The organism is Massilia mucilaginosa, assembly GCF_011682145.1.
Lineage (GTDB): Bacteria > Pseudomonadota > Gammaproteobacteria > Burkholderiales > Burkholderiaceae_D > Telluria_A > Telluria_A mucilaginosa.
Map to the genome: position 1 here is coordinate 34501 of NZ_WHJH01000052.1, position 15264 is coordinate 49764.

Below are 15264 nucleotides of genomic sequence, written 5' to 3' on the forward strand. Positions count from 1 at the left end.
TGGGCTGCGAACAGGTCGCGGATATCGTCGCTGATGCCGACATAGGTCGCGATGGTGCTGCGGGTGGAGCGGCCGATCGGCTTTTGCTCGACGTTGACGACACTGTCGAAGCGCCCGCCCGTCTTGCCCGCGCCCTTGGCGCCCTTGGCGCCCTTGGCGGCCTTGGGTGCTTTGGACTCGGCGGCCGGCGCCTGGTCCATGGCGCGCACGGCCTGCTCGTAGATACTGCGCACCAGGCTGCTTTTGCCGGCGCCCGACACGCCCGTCACGCAGGTGAGCGCGTTGAACGGGAAGCGCGCGCTGGCGGCCTTCAGGTTGTTGCGGTTGCTGGGCGCGACAGCAAACCATGGCGCGCCGGACAGGTCGCGCCGCGGGCGCTGGCCCGGCGGCTGCGCCAGGCAGCGCGCGGTGAGGCTGGCGGTGCTGGCGCGCATGTCGGCAAAGCTGCCCTCGAACACGAGCTCGCCGCCGTCCTGCCCCGCGCCCGGCCCGATCTCGATCAGCCAGTCGGCGGCGCGGATGATGGTCTCGTCGTGCTCGATGACGATCACGCTGTTGCCCATGTCGCGCAGCTGGGTCAGCACCGACAACAGCTTGCGGGTATCGCGTTCATGCAGCCCGATCGACGGCTCATCGAGGATATACATCACGCCGCTCAGGTCGGACGCCACATGCTGGGCCAGCAGGATGCGCTGCAGCTCGCCGTCGGACAAGGAGGTAACCTTGCGCGCCAGGGTCAGGTAAGGCAGGCCGACATCGCTCAGGTTGCGGCACTGGGTCAGGCACAGGCGCAACACTTCGGCGGCGGCCGGGGACAGCGCCAGGCGCGCGGCCAGCGTCTCCAGGGTCGCGCCCAGCTGGCGCGCCGAGACTTGCTGCAGCTCGGCGATGGTGTAGCCGGCGATCCTGACGGCCAGCGACTCCGGCCGCAGGCGGGCGCCGCCGCAAGCGCTGCAATGCGATTCGCCCAGGTAGGATTCGAGCGCCACGCGGCGGGTGGCGGACGAGGTATTGCGGTACTGCTTGTCGAGGTAGCCGAGGATGCCGTCGAAGCGCATATTGTTCGATACCTTGCCGACCGACACGAAGTAGGTATCGTCGCAGCCGTGCAGCACCATCGCGCGCTGGGCCTCGCTCAAGCTGTCGTAGGGAACGTCGAGCGCGATGCCCTTGTCGGCGCACATGGCCTCGAACACCTTGCGCACATTGGGAATGCTGTAGGTGCCGCCGACCGCATTGTCCCAGATCCAGGTCAGGCTGCGCGCGCGGTCCGGCACCACCTTGTCTTCGCTGAACGCGGTCACCCGTCCCATGCCATTGCATTCGAGGCACATGCCTTCCTTGCGGTTGGCGCTGAAGTGGCTGGGCGTGAGCGGCTCGGCAATGCAGCCGCAGGCGCCGCATTGCAGGCGCGCATCGACCGCGCCAAGGCAGACCGGGCAGGCCGGCGCGCCGCAGCGGGCGAACAGGACCCGCAGCGAACGCTCGATGCCGAGCAGGGTACCGACCGTGGAGCGCGGATTGGACAGGCGCCGGGTCGATTGTTCCAGCGCCACCGGCGCCTGCACCCCGCCGATCCGCTCGACCTGGTAGTCGCTCTCGCCGGCATCCATATTGTTGCTGCCGAGCGCGCCCAGGTAGAGCGCCTTGGCGTACTTGTACAAGGTGTCGAAAATCAGCGAGGACTTGCCGGAGCCGGACACGCCGGTGACGACCACCAGCTGATTTTTCGGGATGCGCAGGCTCACCCCTTTCAGGTTGTGGGTGCGCACGCCCTCCAGGCGGATAGTGTCGTTGGCCATGGCAGCTTGCTTTCTCAGGCGAAGTTGGAAGTGGTGTTGAGGTGGGCGGCCGCAAGCGGCACCCGCGTGGCCAGCGGCCGGATCGAGCGCAGGCCGTCCATGGCCTTGCGTTCGAGCTGGTAAATGCGGTCGATGGCATCGATCAGCGCTTCCAGCTGCTGCTCCAGCGTGGCCTGGCCGCTGTCCGGGCCGACCTCGAGCAGGTTGCGGCCGAGCATGGTCCACAAATGCGCGCTGGAGCTCATGGCCTGGGCGGCGTCGAGCAGGCGTTCGTCGCCGACCAGGTCGCCGAAGGTGTGCAGGAAGCGGCTCCACATGGGCCGGAACAGGCCGCCGCCGGTGCCGAACACCTCGATCGCCCGGCCCAGGCTCTGCAGCTGGCAAGCCAGCGCCGACACGTCGTGCACCCCGCCGTCCGTCCACAATTGCATCTTCACCGTGCCGGTCTTGGTGCGCGACCAGTTGCGCACCCCGGCGGCGAACTGTTTCAGGCCCGGCAGGCCGAGATTGCCGATGCTGGGCTTGAGCACGTCGCGCACGCAATTTTCGACCGCGAAGTAGCCGACCCGGCCCAGGTCGGGCGTGCCGCACACCGACTCGATCACGTGGCACCAGCGCTCCGGATTGATCGGCGGCGAACGCTTGCTGGTGCGCGCCCGGTTCAGTGCATCCTCGCTGATGGTCTGCAATTGCGAAAAGCCGGAGTCGGACACCGTGAACTGGCCGTCGGCATGCCCCACCAGGTTGATGAAATAGCCGCCGAATGGCGCGCCGCCGTGACTGTTCCAGTACGGCAGTTCGCTCAGGTCGACGCGCGCGATGACCGGGCGCTCCAGCTTCATTTGATCGAGCAGAATGGCCGCGCCGCTGCCCTGGAAGCTCCTGGCGCGCACGCCGAGCAGGCGCAGCGCCTGGCCGGAAAAGATCTGCTGGCGGCCGATCACGATATCCGGCCCGTTGTCGCGCCGCTCGAAATAGCCGAAGCCGAAGCCGCCATCGAGGCCGAGCAAGACCTCTTCCGAAAATTCGACGCCGTGCACGGCCAGCACGTTGCGCATGCACGTCGTCTCGCAATTCAAACCGGCCCGGTGCTGATAGGAATGTATGTGCATCTGCTTCCCTTTCTATCCTGTGACTGATCCAGCTTGGGTGAAGGTGCGGCGCATCTCGGCCGGCAGCTTTTCGATGGCATAGCGCAGGGTCGGGCGCTCCATCAGCGACAAGTGCTTGCGCACGAAGGCCAGTACCGGCTGCAATTCGTACTGGCTGGCCACCTTCAGCATCCAGCCGATCCCTTTTTGCACGTAGGGGTCGCCATCGGCCAGCAAGCGCTTGCAGTTGGCGAACATCTGTTCGAGATCGAAATTCTCGCTGCGGCCCACGAACTTGACCAGCGCCACGTTGGACGCCCGGCGGCACCACGGACTGTCGGACTGGCCCCAGGCGTAAATCCGCGCCAGCAGGTGCGGACGGCGCTTGAGGTAGATGTAGAGCGGCTTGATGCACAGGTCGTCGCATTGCGCCCAATTGCTCACGTCGCTCTCCAGCCAGGACTGCAAACGCTCCAGCAGCCGCCCCTCGTCGTCCAGGCCGGGCGCCACTTTCGCCACCAGCGCCGACGCCAGGATGAAATGCTCGTGATACGCCTGTGACTGCGCGAAATGCTCGGCCAGCGCCAGCCAGTCATCAAGCGACAGCGCGGGGTGGCGGGCGAACGCCCGGGCGGCGATTTTCACCACCTCGGTGTTCGAGACGCCGAGCAGGCGCACCGGCTCCGGAAAATAGCGCTGCAGGGAGAGCGCCAGCTGCGCCGACGCGCCCGCCGCCAGCGCGCTTTCCAGCTCGGCGATGATGGCCGCGTGCTTCATGCGGCCGGCGCCTGCTGCGGCATCGGCATGAAGCGCACCTGGGTGGCGATCGGCGCCTTGACCGGCGGCAGGATCAGCGGCTCGACGCCCTGCATCGCATGCCGGTATTCCTTGTGCATGTCGTCGACCCGCTTGATGGTTTCCCGGCTGCGCTGGTACAGATCCTGGCCCTTCAAGCCCCACCACAGATACCAGTTCTTGTTTTGCAAGTAGGTGTCGCGGACGAAGTTGAGGGTGCCCGGGTCTTCCAGCAGCTCCGGCTCGACATAGAAGGTGGGGATGAACATATTGTGGTCTTCTTCGATCAAGCCATTCTTCACGGCGATGCGCTGCAGCTTGGTGTCGCTGAGGATGCGGATGCCCAGGTTGGCGTAGATCTGGTTCGGCTTGAGGTACTTGGTCGGGGCCAGCACCGATTCGCGCAATTCGCGCGAGCCCTCGCCGGGGCCGCCGAGGAACACGCAATGGGTGAATTCAACCTTGCTCTTCTGCAAAAGCTGGTCGACTTCGACCACCTTGGCCATGTCGAAGCCCTTCATCAACTGTTCCAGCGACGCGTCCGAAAACGAATCGGTGCCCAGGTCGACCCGGATGCAGCCGGCCCGTTCCAGCAGGTCGACGAACTCGGGCGTGACCGCATTCGGCGTGAGCTGGCAGTACCAGGGCACGTTCAGCTCGGCGCGCACGATTTCTTCGCACACTTCCATCGCATAGTCGAGCGGATAGTTGAAGGTGGCGTCGACGATCTCGAATTCGCGCACCATCGGATTGGTCAGCATGGCCATGCGGATTTCTTCCACCACCTCGCGCGGGTCCTTGAAGCGGTTGCCGCGCCCTTCCGTCTTCTTGATGATGCAGTACGAGCAGTGCAGCTTGCAGCCGCGCTTGGTTTGCAGGGTTTCGATGGCCGGCTGGTAGTCGCGGGTGAGGTCGGTGGCGGCGGCCACGGTTTCCTCGAAGTAGCGCGGATCGTAGATGCTGCGGTCGGGCGTGAGCAGCTTGACGTTGACCTTGCCCAGGGTCGGATTCTGGTGGAAGTAGCCGGTGTTGGCATCGATGTAGCACAGCCCGGAGATGGTGGTCAGGCTGCCTGTGCCGTTCTGCAGGTAGTCGAGCAATTCGACGATCGCATCCTCGCCCTCGCCGGCGATGCCGAAATCCGGGCGCGCGTACTGGAACATGTCTTTCGGCTCGACCGAAAAGCCGCTGCCGCCCATGACCACGTAGGCGCTCGAGTACTTGCGCACGCACTGCACGATCTTGTGCGTGATCGGGCCGAAGAACACGGGATCGATGAAGGTCAGGTTGTCGAGATTGCGGATGGCGATGCCGACCACGTCGGGCTTGATTTCCTGCAAGGTCGACAGCACCGCCTTGAGCTCGCGCGGCTCCCACAGCAAGTCGAGCATGTGGACCTCGTGGCCGGCCGCCTTGAGGGCCGCGCTGATGTAGGCGACCCCGATCGGGAGCGCGGGCCGCGGCACACGGATCTTGTTGGTTGAGATCAAGAGAATTCGCATGATGGGCCTGGTTAGGAGTTACTGCCGGAAAGCGCCGCGCGGCGATGGATGCCTTGCCAACTGTTCAGATAGACATCGGGCTGGGTATCGCCGATCAGGGAACGGCTTTCCCGGTAGCGCAGCAGGCGCCCGACGTCCAGGTCGATGACCTGGAATTGTTCGTCCTGGTTGAAGCGGAGCAAGGTTTCCCCGCCGTCCACGAAGTCGAACAGCTCGTCTTCGAGAAACAGGGGATCGGCCACGACGCAGCTCTCGCCCATGTAGTTGAAGCCCGCGTACACATTCATGCCGACCCCGGACACGAACACGATGAAGCACTGGTTCTCGATGGCGCGCGTGGTCAAGAGCTGGTTGGTCACGTACGAGAACTGCTCCGGAATCAGGGCCGGGCAAAAGATGATGTCCACCTTTTCCTGATACAGGGCGCGGCAGGTTTCCGGGAAATTCAGGTCGTAGCCGAGGATCAGGCCGATGCGTCCGTGCGGCGTATCGATGCAGGCGAACTGGTCGCCGCAGGCGAGGTACTTGCGCTCCATCTCGAAGCAGTGCACACGCCGGTAGGTGGCGCCGATGGCGCCGTCGGGCCCGATCAGGACGGCGGTGCTGTAGTAGGCCTCGCCGTCCTTTTCGAGCAGGCCGGCGATGATGCTGATGCCGCCCTTGCGCGCCAGCGCCCCCAGGGCCTCGGTGGCGGCGCCCGGGATGGCGACGGCGACGTCGGCCACTTCGAGGATGTTGCCCGAGGTGAGGAAGGCTTCAGGCAGGCACACCAGGTCGACCCCGGCCTCGATGGCCTGGTCGATATAGCGCTCGGCGCGCCGCATATTGCTGTCGCTGCGATTGATCTTGCAGTCCAGCTGTACGATTCCGACTTTCATAGGGCGGTCTCAGTGTGGGCGGTTGTCGTGGGGAACGGGGGCCGCCGGCGGCAGCGCGTCGCGCTCGTCGTCATCGGTGTAGAACCATTCCGGTCCGAAGTACATCAGGGCGAAGCTCGATCCGAACGCCGCCAGGACTTTCTCGAAGCAGGCGACGATGGCTTGCTCCACGGTCTGGGCGCGGTCGTTCACGGGCATTCCTCCAGGTCGTCCAGCACCACCGACGACACCACCAGGCCCAGTTCGTCCTCGTACACGCGCCAGTCGGCCAGCCCGGCCTGGGCCAGCAAGTCCTTGACCTCGCGCGGGCTGTAGGAAGCGCGCAGCGAATCCATGAACTCGTTCGCGCCTTCCTTGACGAATTGCAGCACGAAGGTGATATGCCCTTCTTCCGCATGGCGGTTGGTGTCGAACAGCAGCACCACGCCGCCCGGCTTGCAGATGCGGCTGATCTCCTTGAGGGTCTCGACCGGCTTCTTCCACAGATGCATCGACGAAAACGAGTAGACGATATCGGCGCTGGCGGCGGCAAACGGAAACTTGTGCAGCTTGCACAGCTCGAACTCAATATTGCTCGGTGCGGAACACCAGACGCTCAGGCTCAGGTTTTCTTCCGCCACTTCCAGCAGGGTGACGTTTTCTTCGACGCTCGAGATGATGTGCTCGGGCCGCTTGCCCCCGACGTACAGCGACAGCAGGCCGGTACCGGTTCCCACCTCGAACAGATCGCGGGTGTTCTCATTGCAGTAGCTCAGGATGCGCTTGGCCGGCTTGAGGTAGGCCACCAGCGCGGACTTGCGCATGCCCAGATCGTAGCTGCGGACATCGTCGATCGATGAAAACGGCTTGACCTGCGGGACGCGATTTTCCAAATCAAAGAGGGTTGCATTGATCATGTTGGTGTGCTCCTTGTGGAATCAGGCGGCCTTGATGATGAAAGGAGAAATATTGGCGCCCAGGTGTTGCGGGTAGCGCCGGAATTCCTTCGAATAGAAGGCCTTGGAAATGTTGTCCATGTAGTACCAGCCCTTCGGCCCCACCACTTCCATTGCCTCATCGGTCAGGCGGACCAGGCCCTTCGCTTGCAGGTCGGCGATTTCTTCCGGGAACAGGTGGGCGAAGTCGACCCCGTGCAGTTCGCGAAAGCGCTGGCGGTCCAGGCGCGAGGATTTGATGCCCAGCATCACGGCGCGGCGCAGCGATTCTTCCGCGCTGATCTGCTTGCCCATGGCGATCGGCAGGCGGCCGGCATTCACGGCTTCGATATACAGCTCGATGCTCGGTTCGTTGAAGTACCAGTAATCCTTCAAGTGCCCGGTGGCCGTGGGACCCATCGGGATGATCGGGAATTCCTCGGTCCAGGTGACGCTGCCGTAGGCCGGGCGCTGGCCCGGCAGGGCGAAGCAATCGCCGAAGTAGCCTTCATAGCCATTCTTGGTCAGGAATTCGGCGGCGTAGATGAACATCTCGTCGACCGTTTCGCGCGGCGGCACCGGCGGCAGCTTGCGGCGCTTGGTGCTGATCTGGGCGAACTCCATATAGGTATAGAAAGACACGCTCGACACGCCCAGGTCGACGGCGGTCTGCAGGCTTTGATGCCAGCTTTCCATGGTTTGCCCGTTCAGGCCATGCATCAGGTCGATATTGATGCGCGGCACGCCGATCCGTTGCAGCATCTTGATGGCGTCGATGATCATGGCCGCGTTGCCGGCCCTGCCGAGGTCTTCGAGCTCCTGGTCGATGAAGGTTTGCACGCCCAGGCTGATGCGGTTCACGCCATGTTCGAGCAGCGCGCTGGCCTTCTGTTCCGAGATATCGAGCGGGGTCGATTCGGTGGAAATTTCCAGGCCCGGCTTCATGTCGAACTCGGCCTTCATATGGGTCAGCAGGTCGACCAGTTGCTCGGTGCTGAGGGCGGTCGGGGTGCCGCCGCCGATGTAGCCGACCGTCAACTGATGCTCTTTCACATACGGGCGCGCGGCATAGTTCGACATTTCCTTTTTCAAGGCGTCGACATAGCGCTGGGTGACGCTCTTGTCGGTCTGGTGCTTGATGTAGGGGCAGCTGAAACAGAGCCGGTTGCAAAACGGGATATGGACATAGAAGCCCATCGGCTCTTTGCGAAACACATCCTCTTCGGAAACCGCAACGTGCTTGGTCGGATATTGCCGAACCCATTCGCTGTCCCGCTCTGGATATTCTTTCCAAAACGGCAAATCCCGGTTATTGCTGATCACAGGCCTCTCCTCGTTGTTTGCTACACGACCGTCCACTATTCCGACCGCACTGCTTGCTGCTAGCGGCCGCCCATGCCACGCCCCTGAATCAATTCCTTCATTCCGGGCTCGGCCCACTTGATGTTGCGAAGATGAATTTCGTGTTCGGCCAGCGCGCCGACCGTCCTCGACAGCAGCGCCGCGTCGCCGCTGCGGCAGCGCAGCGCCACCCGCTCGCCCTCGCGCGTCGCATCGAGCACGTAGGGCAGCGCCCGCAGCAGGCTGGCCAGGCGGGTCCACTGGCGTGCCACCAGCGTGCGGTCGGCGAAGTCGAGCGCCAGGGTGTCGCTCGCGGCGCCGTCCGCGCCGCGCTCCCGGTTGCGCCGTTCGAGCCGCACCAGGCGCCCGCCCTCCATCACCCCGACCAGGTCGGCCAGCGCCTCGACTTCGTCCAGCTGATGGGTGGCGATCACCATGCTCATGCCCAGTTGCTGTTTGAGCTCGTTCAGATAGTCCATCACCTCGCTCTGGAACTGCGCATCGAGGCCGGCGCAAGGCTCGTCGGCCAGCAGCAGGTCGGGACCGTGCGCCAGCGCGCACAGGATGTGCAGCTTGCGCCGGTTGCCGCCGGATAAGGCCTCGACATCGTGCTTCAGAAAATCGCTCAGGCCGGCCAGGGCCAGCAGGCGCGGGGCGCTGTCGCGGCGCGCGCGGCGCAGATCGATCTGCTGCAAGACATACTCGCCCACCGTGGTATGCGCCGGCATCTCCTTCGATTGCTGCACCAGCCCCAGATGGCGGGCGGTCTTGTTCCAGTCGGTGCTGGCATGGCCGGCGATGCGCACCGTTCCCGCATCCGGACTTGCCAAGCCGGACAATAGCCGAATCAGCGACGATTTTCCCGAACCGTTGCGGCCGATGATGGCCATGGTCTCGCCGCGGCCCAGGGTAAAGTCGACGCCCGCGATGGCGAAGCGCTGGTTGATCGCCGCGCGCAAGCCGCACACCTCCAGCACAGGCGCCGCGCCCGCTGTCGCAACGGTGCCTGGCGCGCTAGCGGCGCGTGACGCGGTGCTTGAAAACATACAGCGCCCCTCCCATCATGAGTACGGCATACACGAGCGACAGACCGGCGCTGTGCGCGAAACTGGTGGCGGCCGCCCCCGAAATGGCGGAGCGCAGCACATCGACCTGGGCCGAGAGCGGCAGCCACGAGATCAGCGATTGGGCCGAGCCGAAGTTTTCGAGCGGGAAGAACACGCCGCACATATAGGTCAGCGGTATCAGCACCAGGTTGACCACGCTGGCAAACGAGACTTCGTTGGTAAAGCAGGCCACGACGATGCCGAAGCCCCCGAAAAACAGGCAGGCGCTGACAAAGCCGAGCAGCAGGCGCCACGGCAAGCCGACATGGACGCCGAACATCCATGAGGCCAGCAGCAAGACCGCGATGAACTGCAAGGAGCACTTGAGCATCATCCCGATCAGGCGGCCCAGCAGAAAGCCGCCATAGGACAGCGGCGACAACACGATATCCTCCATCGCGCGGCGGTTGTGGTCGACGATGAAGGCGTAGCCGATGGTGTAGGTGCAGCTGAACATGATGCCGACCCCCACGATGCCAGGCAGGGCGAAGGCGAAGTAGCTCGATCCCCCCTGCCCCATGGCTTGCACGTGCGAGGTGCCGAAGCCGAAGGACAGGACCATTGAAACCGAGGTCAGCATGGTGGAAACGACGATCAGGCGATAGCGGAAGAACTGCACCATGTCCCAATAGATCTGGCGATACAGGTCGATCAGCCATAAACGGCACGACATGGCACGGCTTGGCGCGATATCGTTCATGCCTGCAATTCCCCGTGCGCGGGGCGCTGCCAATTGTCGAGATAGTCGGCTTTGTAGGGAAGCTCCTTGCCAATCTTGTTCTTGCGGCGGATCAAGAGGTCGGCATGCACGATTTCCTGCTTCCGGCCTGCGCGGGCGAGCAAATCGAGTTCGCGATTCTGGTCGACTTTCATGACCGTTCCATCCGCGATCAGACTGCCGCCCATATATTCCAGCATGGCGAAACCATTTTCACCGACACAGCTGGAAAATACGAAATAGCAGGCATTATCAGCGGCCCTGGCGCGGCATAGCGATTCAACGGCAAAGCCATAAATATTGAACAGGCTGGCGACACAGATAATGATATCGACATTCTCGGTGAAATACCCCCGCGATGCTTCGGGAAAACGCACATCATAACTGACCAGCAATCCGATCCTGCCATGTTTGCTATCGATCAGCGGGGCCGGCGCGCCGCGCGATATATAATCGCGCTCGCCGTCCCAGATACTATTTCTTCTATACCGTCCGGCAATTGCACCGGATTCATCTATATAGATGGCCGCATCGTAAATATCGTTGCCGTCGCGTTCGAGCAAGCCGAATACCAGAGCAATGCCGAGCGCTGCCGCCAGCGCCCGCAGGGTGGTGACGATAGTGCCGTCGATCGTCTGCGCATCGCGTTTCAAGGAAGGGAAGTTCAAGCCGGTGGCGAATGCGGCGGGCAGGCAGACGATATCGGGAGAGGCCAGTTTGGCTTCGTGGATCAGCTTGACGGCGGCGTCCAGATTCTTATCAGTCTGATTATGAAGTATGCATAGCTGGATCACCGCGACCTTGACGGCCGGCCCGGAAAATATTCCCCGAAGCTTATTCATCACTGCATCCTGGCACGACGTATACGAATACACAATGCATAAGATCCCCGGCAAATTGAATATGCGATCCAGCACATCCGCGACAGGTCTCTCCGTGGTAGCGGGCGCCTGTTTTTGAATGTCTCTTTGTAAATATTAGAACATAAAAATCTTGCCCATTCCAAAAATATTTCGATGGCCAAGTGTTGTAGTAGGGTTTCGAAAAATTCGGGGTGGCGGCACTACAATTTCTCCGGAAGATAATTGACGATTTTTTATGCGAAAAGGGCAATTCATCGTGCCGCCGCATTTGACACGGCGCGCAGCCGTTCCAGGCCAGCGTCTGCCGGGACGGCATGGGGAGTGTGGGTTGGGTGTACGCGCAGGTGTGCCTGCGCCGGCCCAGGGAGCTGTCATGGCGCAAACGGTAACGCTTGCACACCATGAAGCGGGGTTGGCCGGGAGGGACTTCAAGAGCGCCGCGACGGCAGCCACTCTTGAACCATTCACTCCAGCAAGCTGACAAATTCCTCGAATTTGCCGGATGCAGGCAACGGAATGCCGTCGGCGAAATAGTGAAAATGCAGCGTGAACGGATGGTCCAGCGCTTCGCGGATGACGGCACCGAGCCGCTCTTCTTCGGCCGGATGAGGCCGGCGCGAACACACCAGCCTGACGTCGATATCGTGCGCGCTGCGCTGCACCAGCTGGTACTGCACGACCGGCGCCACGTCGCGGAAGCGGTGAAAGCCCACCAGCGGCCAATGGCGCTTGCCATTGATGCTCACCATATTGCGCTCGCGTCCCACGATCCGGCGCAGCGTCGGCAGGCCGCGCCCGCATGGACATGCCGGTCCCGCCTGCGCATAGTCGCCGATATCGTAGCGGATCAGTGGCGTGGCGAAGTTATGGAGGTCGGTCACCACCAGACGTCCGACCATGCCGTCCGCGCACGGCTGTCCGGCGTCATCGAGCAGCTCGATGATGTAGCCTTCCGCCATAAGGTGATACAACTCGCTGTCGGGGCACTGGAGCGCGAGCACGCCCAGCTCCTGACTGCTGTAGCAATCGGCGATGCCGACACCGAGCAGCGCACGGGTGCGCTCGCGCAACGCCGGCGCCAGCGTTTCGCCGATGGTGCGAACCTGGCGCAAGGCGGGCAGCGCGCAGCCGCGCCGTTCGATCTCGTCAAGCAGTGCGCCCAGGTTGGTCGGATAGGTGAGGAAGTAGGCCGGCGCGGTAGCGAGCAGCCAGTCGAGTTGCTGGTCGACCGCGCGGTTGATGGGCATTGCATAGGCCGGGCCGGTACGAAAGAACGTCGATGCCGGCGGCCCCCAGTCGGGTAGCGCCACCGCTTGGCTACCCTGCAAATTGGCGCGCGTGACCGCCAGCGAGGCCGTGAAGTCGCGCCGCTGCCACAGGTGATCGCGCAGGGTGAAAGCCAGCCAGAACATCTGGTTGATCGCCGTGCGCGTGACAGTGACAGGTGTGCCGCTCGAACCCGAGGTGCTGGCCTGGCCGGTAGGCTCATGGTCGCCGGGAATACTGTCCGAGGCGATGCGCGCCAGTTCTCCTTGCAGCGCGCGGCGCGACAGCGGCGCCAGCGCCGCCATCCCCTCCGGCTCGCACAGGGCGTCGATGCTGCGGCCCGAGGCGCGCAGGCGTTCCTGGAAATGCGGCGAGTGGACGCCGGCCCATGCCAGCAACTCGCGTAACTGGCGCCGCTGGCGCACATCGAGTTGCGCCGGCGAGAGCCACTGTGTTTGGTCGAGCTGCTGCGCCAGCGCCAGCACCGATGCCGGTAAACCGGTCGACAGCGGCGGCCAGGCGACCATGCTCACGGCGCTGGCCAGTTCCGGCCAAGGATTCGCTGGGCCTCTCATTTGTGCAGCCGCAGCGCAATGATGGGACAGCACTGCGCCAGTTCGTAGGTTCCGTAAAACACACCAATCTCTTCGAATCCGGCGGGGATGGCGCAGCGCAGCTGGGCCAGCGTGGGAAAGCTGTAAACAGCAACCGAGCCGCGGTAGGCGTCGATGGTGTCGATGTCGGCGCGCGGCCAGCCAGCCCGTTGGGCGAGTGCGTCGCGCTCTGGTGCAAGGCGCCCGACTGCCTCGCCGATTGTGCCGACGGCGATGTCCGGGTCGCCCGCTTGCCCCGCAAGCGCCATCGCCAGGCGCCATTTGAAGGCGTGAAAACTGCCGATCGCGCCGCGCAGGGCGTCGTCGGCAACCTGTTGCGGCGTTTCCGGCCACTCAGGCGCGGCGAAGACACGCAGCGCCAGCGTCGCTTGATTACGCAGACAAGCGTACAACTGGCCGAACAGGCGCGCGTAGCCGCCAGCATAGCGCAACATGGTCAGGCTCCCGTCGCCACTGGCGAAATCGACGCTATCTGGCGCGAGTGGCAGTTCGAGCCAGTCGCCCTGGCGTACCGATTGACCGCTGCCGCGCGGCAGCCAGTGACGCTCGATCATGGCAGCATCGCGCTCGACCGATATGAGGCGCTCGCTGAGTACTGTCAGTTCGGGAGTCACGCCGAGCAGAAGGCCAAGGCCGGGTGCCGGCCCTAGAATAGCGCGCATGATGGCGACGTCCTGCGCGCAGGGCCGCAGCGGGCCGCCGATGCGCGACCACTGCCGGGCATGCGCTTGCCAATGATCCGCGCTTGCTGGTGCCGCCATCGTGTTCCTGTCACGTATCGAGATATGAAAAACGGGTGCCGCCACGAAGGACGGCACACGTCGGCACTTGCGCCAGGCCGGCTCAGAACTGCTTGCGCAGTTTTAGGGAGACGCTCTGGTTGCGGAACCCGCGATGCGCTTCGGCATCGTAACGGCCCGTGATCTCCATGCCGCTGGCCTGCAGCATGGTGATCCCGGCGCCGGCACGCACGAACAATGGTTTTGGATCGATGCCGCGCGTGACGAACGAGGCGCCGCCGCCCGCGAAGCTGGCCACCACCGCACTTTGCTCGGCAAGGAAATCATACCCTACCCCAAGGTTGCCCGAGAACGTCGCCGCCGCCGATGGCGAGTAATTCATCTTGGCGTCGGTGTAGAGGATGAACTGCTTGGCGCGCTGGCTTGCGACATTCAGGTTCAGGGCCCCTGCCCCGGTCTCGGTATAGGCTTTGTTCTTGACCGTGGTGTAGTCGACACGGACCGACGGCGTGACATTGGCCTGCTCGCTCAGGCGAACTACCCTGCCGATACCAGTGCCTGCGTGCAGGCTCACGCCGCGGTAATCACTGTCGGCCACGCGTGTCAGCCCGCCAAAACTGATAGCGCGGTAGCCGTCGGTCTCGTTGGCGCCGGCGTCGATCTGCCAGCTGATATCCGTGTTCGGATCGAGATTGTGGCTACCGTAGGCCATCAGTTGCCACATATCGATATCGGCACGCTGCGCCGTTACGCCCCTGCCCTCCAACTTCGTTTTGGCGTACGTGAAGGCCAGGCCAACGCGGTCGGTGGCGCTGACCGCACCATCGGCTCCGACGATGATGCCGCCGCTGTCGGCCTCATAACCGGCGGCGCCGTCACGGGCACTCTGGCGCGCCCACGACCCGAAAGGCTTGACCCAGGCGTTGCGATCGGTGGCATAGCGGTCGCCTGCGGACAGGCCGCGGTTCGATTCGATCCGGGCTTGCACCACGCGATCGGTCAGGTTCATGGTGCTGGCGACCGAGGCGGCCGTGCCGCCGGTGGCAAGCGGCAAAGTCTGGCTGACGGCGTCCGCCACTTCCTTGGCCGTCGACAGTTTGCCGAGCGCGGTGATCACCTGGCCCGTATCGCCGCCAACGCCGCTGGCGATCAGGGTATCGAGCACGCGCGCCGCGCCACCGCCGGACGCATTGCCGCTGGCAAGAACAGCACCGGTGGCAGTATTCGGTGGAACCGGGGTGGGCGTTGGCACCGGCGTTGGGGTGGGCGTTGGAACGGGGGGTGGTGTCGGCACCGGCGTCGGCGTTGGCACCGGCGTTGGTGTCGGCACCGGCGTCGGCGTTGGCACCGGCGTTGGTGTCGGCACCGGTGTTGGTGTTGGCACCGGTGTAGGAGTCGGAACCGGGGTCGGGGTAGGAACCGGTGTAGGAGTCGGAACCGGGGTAGGAACTGGCGTCGGTGTCGGAACCGGCGTCGGTGTTGGTACTGGCGTCGGCGTCGGCGTTGGAACCGGCGTCGGCGTCGGGGTAGGAACTGGCGTCGGGGTAGGCGTTGGCGTTGGCGTCGGTGTTGGCGTCGGTGTCGGTGTCGGTGTCGGTGTGGGTGTCGGTGTCGGTGTCGGTGTCGGTGTCGGT

At 63.9% G+C, this 15264-nt stretch carries 14 protein-coding genes and 1 pseudogene; 1 reads left to right on the plus strand and 14 read right to left on the minus strand.

Translation table 11 applies throughout. The annotated features are described in order from the left end of the window. Positions 1–989: 989 nt before the first annotated feature. The 14 genes and pseudogenes from F2P45_RS37475 to F2P45_RS27785 all read right to left on the minus strand — a co-directional run. Positions 990–1802, minus strand: a pseudogene (locus F2P45_RS37475) (hypothetical protein); the annotation flags it as partial. Between the two features lie 14 nt (positions 1803–1816). Further along, positions 1817–2914, minus strand: coding sequence for a DUF4872 domain-containing protein (locus F2P45_RS27725; RefSeq protein WP_223164842.1), 1098 nt, complete (start codon positions 2912–2914; stop codon positions 1817–1819). A 12-nt stretch (positions 2915–2926) separates the two neighbouring features. Further along, the gene (locus F2P45_RS27730) at positions 2927–3670 is read right to left on the minus strand and encodes a DNA alkylation repair protein (RefSeq protein WP_166881449.1); all 744 of its coding nucleotides are present in this window, start codon (positions 3668–3670) and stop codon (positions 2927–2929) included. Continuing rightward, positions 3667–5190: a B12-binding domain-containing radical SAM protein gene (locus tag F2P45_RS27735; RefSeq protein WP_166881450.1), complete on the minus strand. Its 1524-nt coding sequence runs from the start codon at positions 5188–5190 to the stop codon at positions 3667–3669. Before F2P45_RS27735 ends, F2P45_RS27730 begins: the two co-directional genes overlap by 4 nt. 11 nt (positions 5191–5201) lie before the next feature. Continuing rightward, positions 5202–6068: a carbon-nitrogen hydrolase family protein gene (locus tag F2P45_RS27740; protein ID WP_166881451.1), complete on the minus strand. Its 867-nt coding sequence runs from the start codon at positions 6066–6068 to the stop codon at positions 5202–5204. Positions 6069–6077: 9 nt separating this feature from the next. After that, positions 6078–6260: a hypothetical protein gene (locus F2P45_RS27745; RefSeq protein ID WP_166881452.1), complete on the minus strand. Its 183-nt coding sequence runs from the start codon at positions 6258–6260 to the stop codon at positions 6078–6080. Beyond that, positions 6257–6964 carry a class I SAM-dependent methyltransferase gene (locus tag F2P45_RS27750; protein ID WP_166881453.1) on the minus strand — a complete coding sequence of 236 codons (708 nt, stop codon included), beginning with the start codon at positions 6962–6964 and terminating at the stop codon, positions 6257–6259. The genes F2P45_RS27745 and F2P45_RS27750 overlap by 4 nt, the downstream gene beginning before the upstream one ends. 21 nt (positions 6965–6985) lie before the next feature. Beyond that, the gene (locus F2P45_RS27755; protein ID WP_223164843.1) at positions 6986–8197 is read right to left on the minus strand and encodes a coproporphyrinogen-III oxidase family protein; all 1212 of its coding nucleotides are present in this window, start codon (positions 8195–8197) and stop codon (positions 6986–6988) included. A gap of 167 nt (positions 8198–8364) precedes the next feature. Next, the gene (locus F2P45_RS27760; RefSeq protein WP_166881455.1) at positions 8365–9369 is read right to left on the minus strand and encodes an ABC transporter ATP-binding protein; all 1005 of its coding nucleotides are present in this window, start codon (positions 9367–9369) and stop codon (positions 8365–8367) included. Continuing rightward, positions 9338–10129, minus strand: coding sequence for an ABC transporter permease (locus tag F2P45_RS27765; protein WP_223164844.1), 792 nt, complete (start codon positions 10127–10129; stop codon positions 9338–9340). The genes F2P45_RS27760 and F2P45_RS27765 overlap by 32 nt, the downstream gene beginning before the upstream one ends. Next, positions 10126–10989, minus strand: a complete 864-nt coding sequence (locus F2P45_RS27770; protein ID WP_166881456.1) for a carbon-nitrogen hydrolase family protein — start codon at positions 10987–10989, stop codon at positions 10126–10128. The genes F2P45_RS27765 and F2P45_RS27770 overlap by 4 nt, the downstream gene beginning before the upstream one ends. 485 nt (positions 10990–11474) lie before the next feature. Next, on the minus strand, positions 11475–12851 hold the full coding sequence (locus tag F2P45_RS27775) for a phenylacetate--CoA ligase family protein (RefSeq protein WP_166881457.1): 1377 nt from the start codon (positions 12849–12851) through the stop codon (positions 11475–11477). Next, positions 12848–13651 (minus strand): class I SAM-dependent methyltransferase, encoded by an 804-nt coding sequence (locus F2P45_RS27780; RefSeq protein WP_166881458.1) that lies wholly within the window; start codon positions 13649–13651, stop codon positions 12848–12850. Before F2P45_RS27780 ends, F2P45_RS27775 begins: the two co-directional genes overlap by 4 nt. An 82-nt stretch (positions 13652–13733) precedes the next feature. Further along, a complete protein-coding gene (locus tag F2P45_RS27785) occupies positions 13734–14882 on the minus strand; it encodes an autotransporter outer membrane beta-barrel domain-containing protein (RefSeq protein WP_223164845.1) in 1149 nt (382 codons plus the stop codon). On the opposite strand from F2P45_RS27785, the gene F2P45_RS37320 reads away from it, so the two are divergent. After that, positions 14869–15264: hypothetical protein (locus F2P45_RS37320; RefSeq protein WP_223164846.1), on the plus strand; the 396-nt coding region annotated here is incomplete at its 3' end. The genes F2P45_RS27785 and F2P45_RS37320 overlap by 14 nt on opposite strands.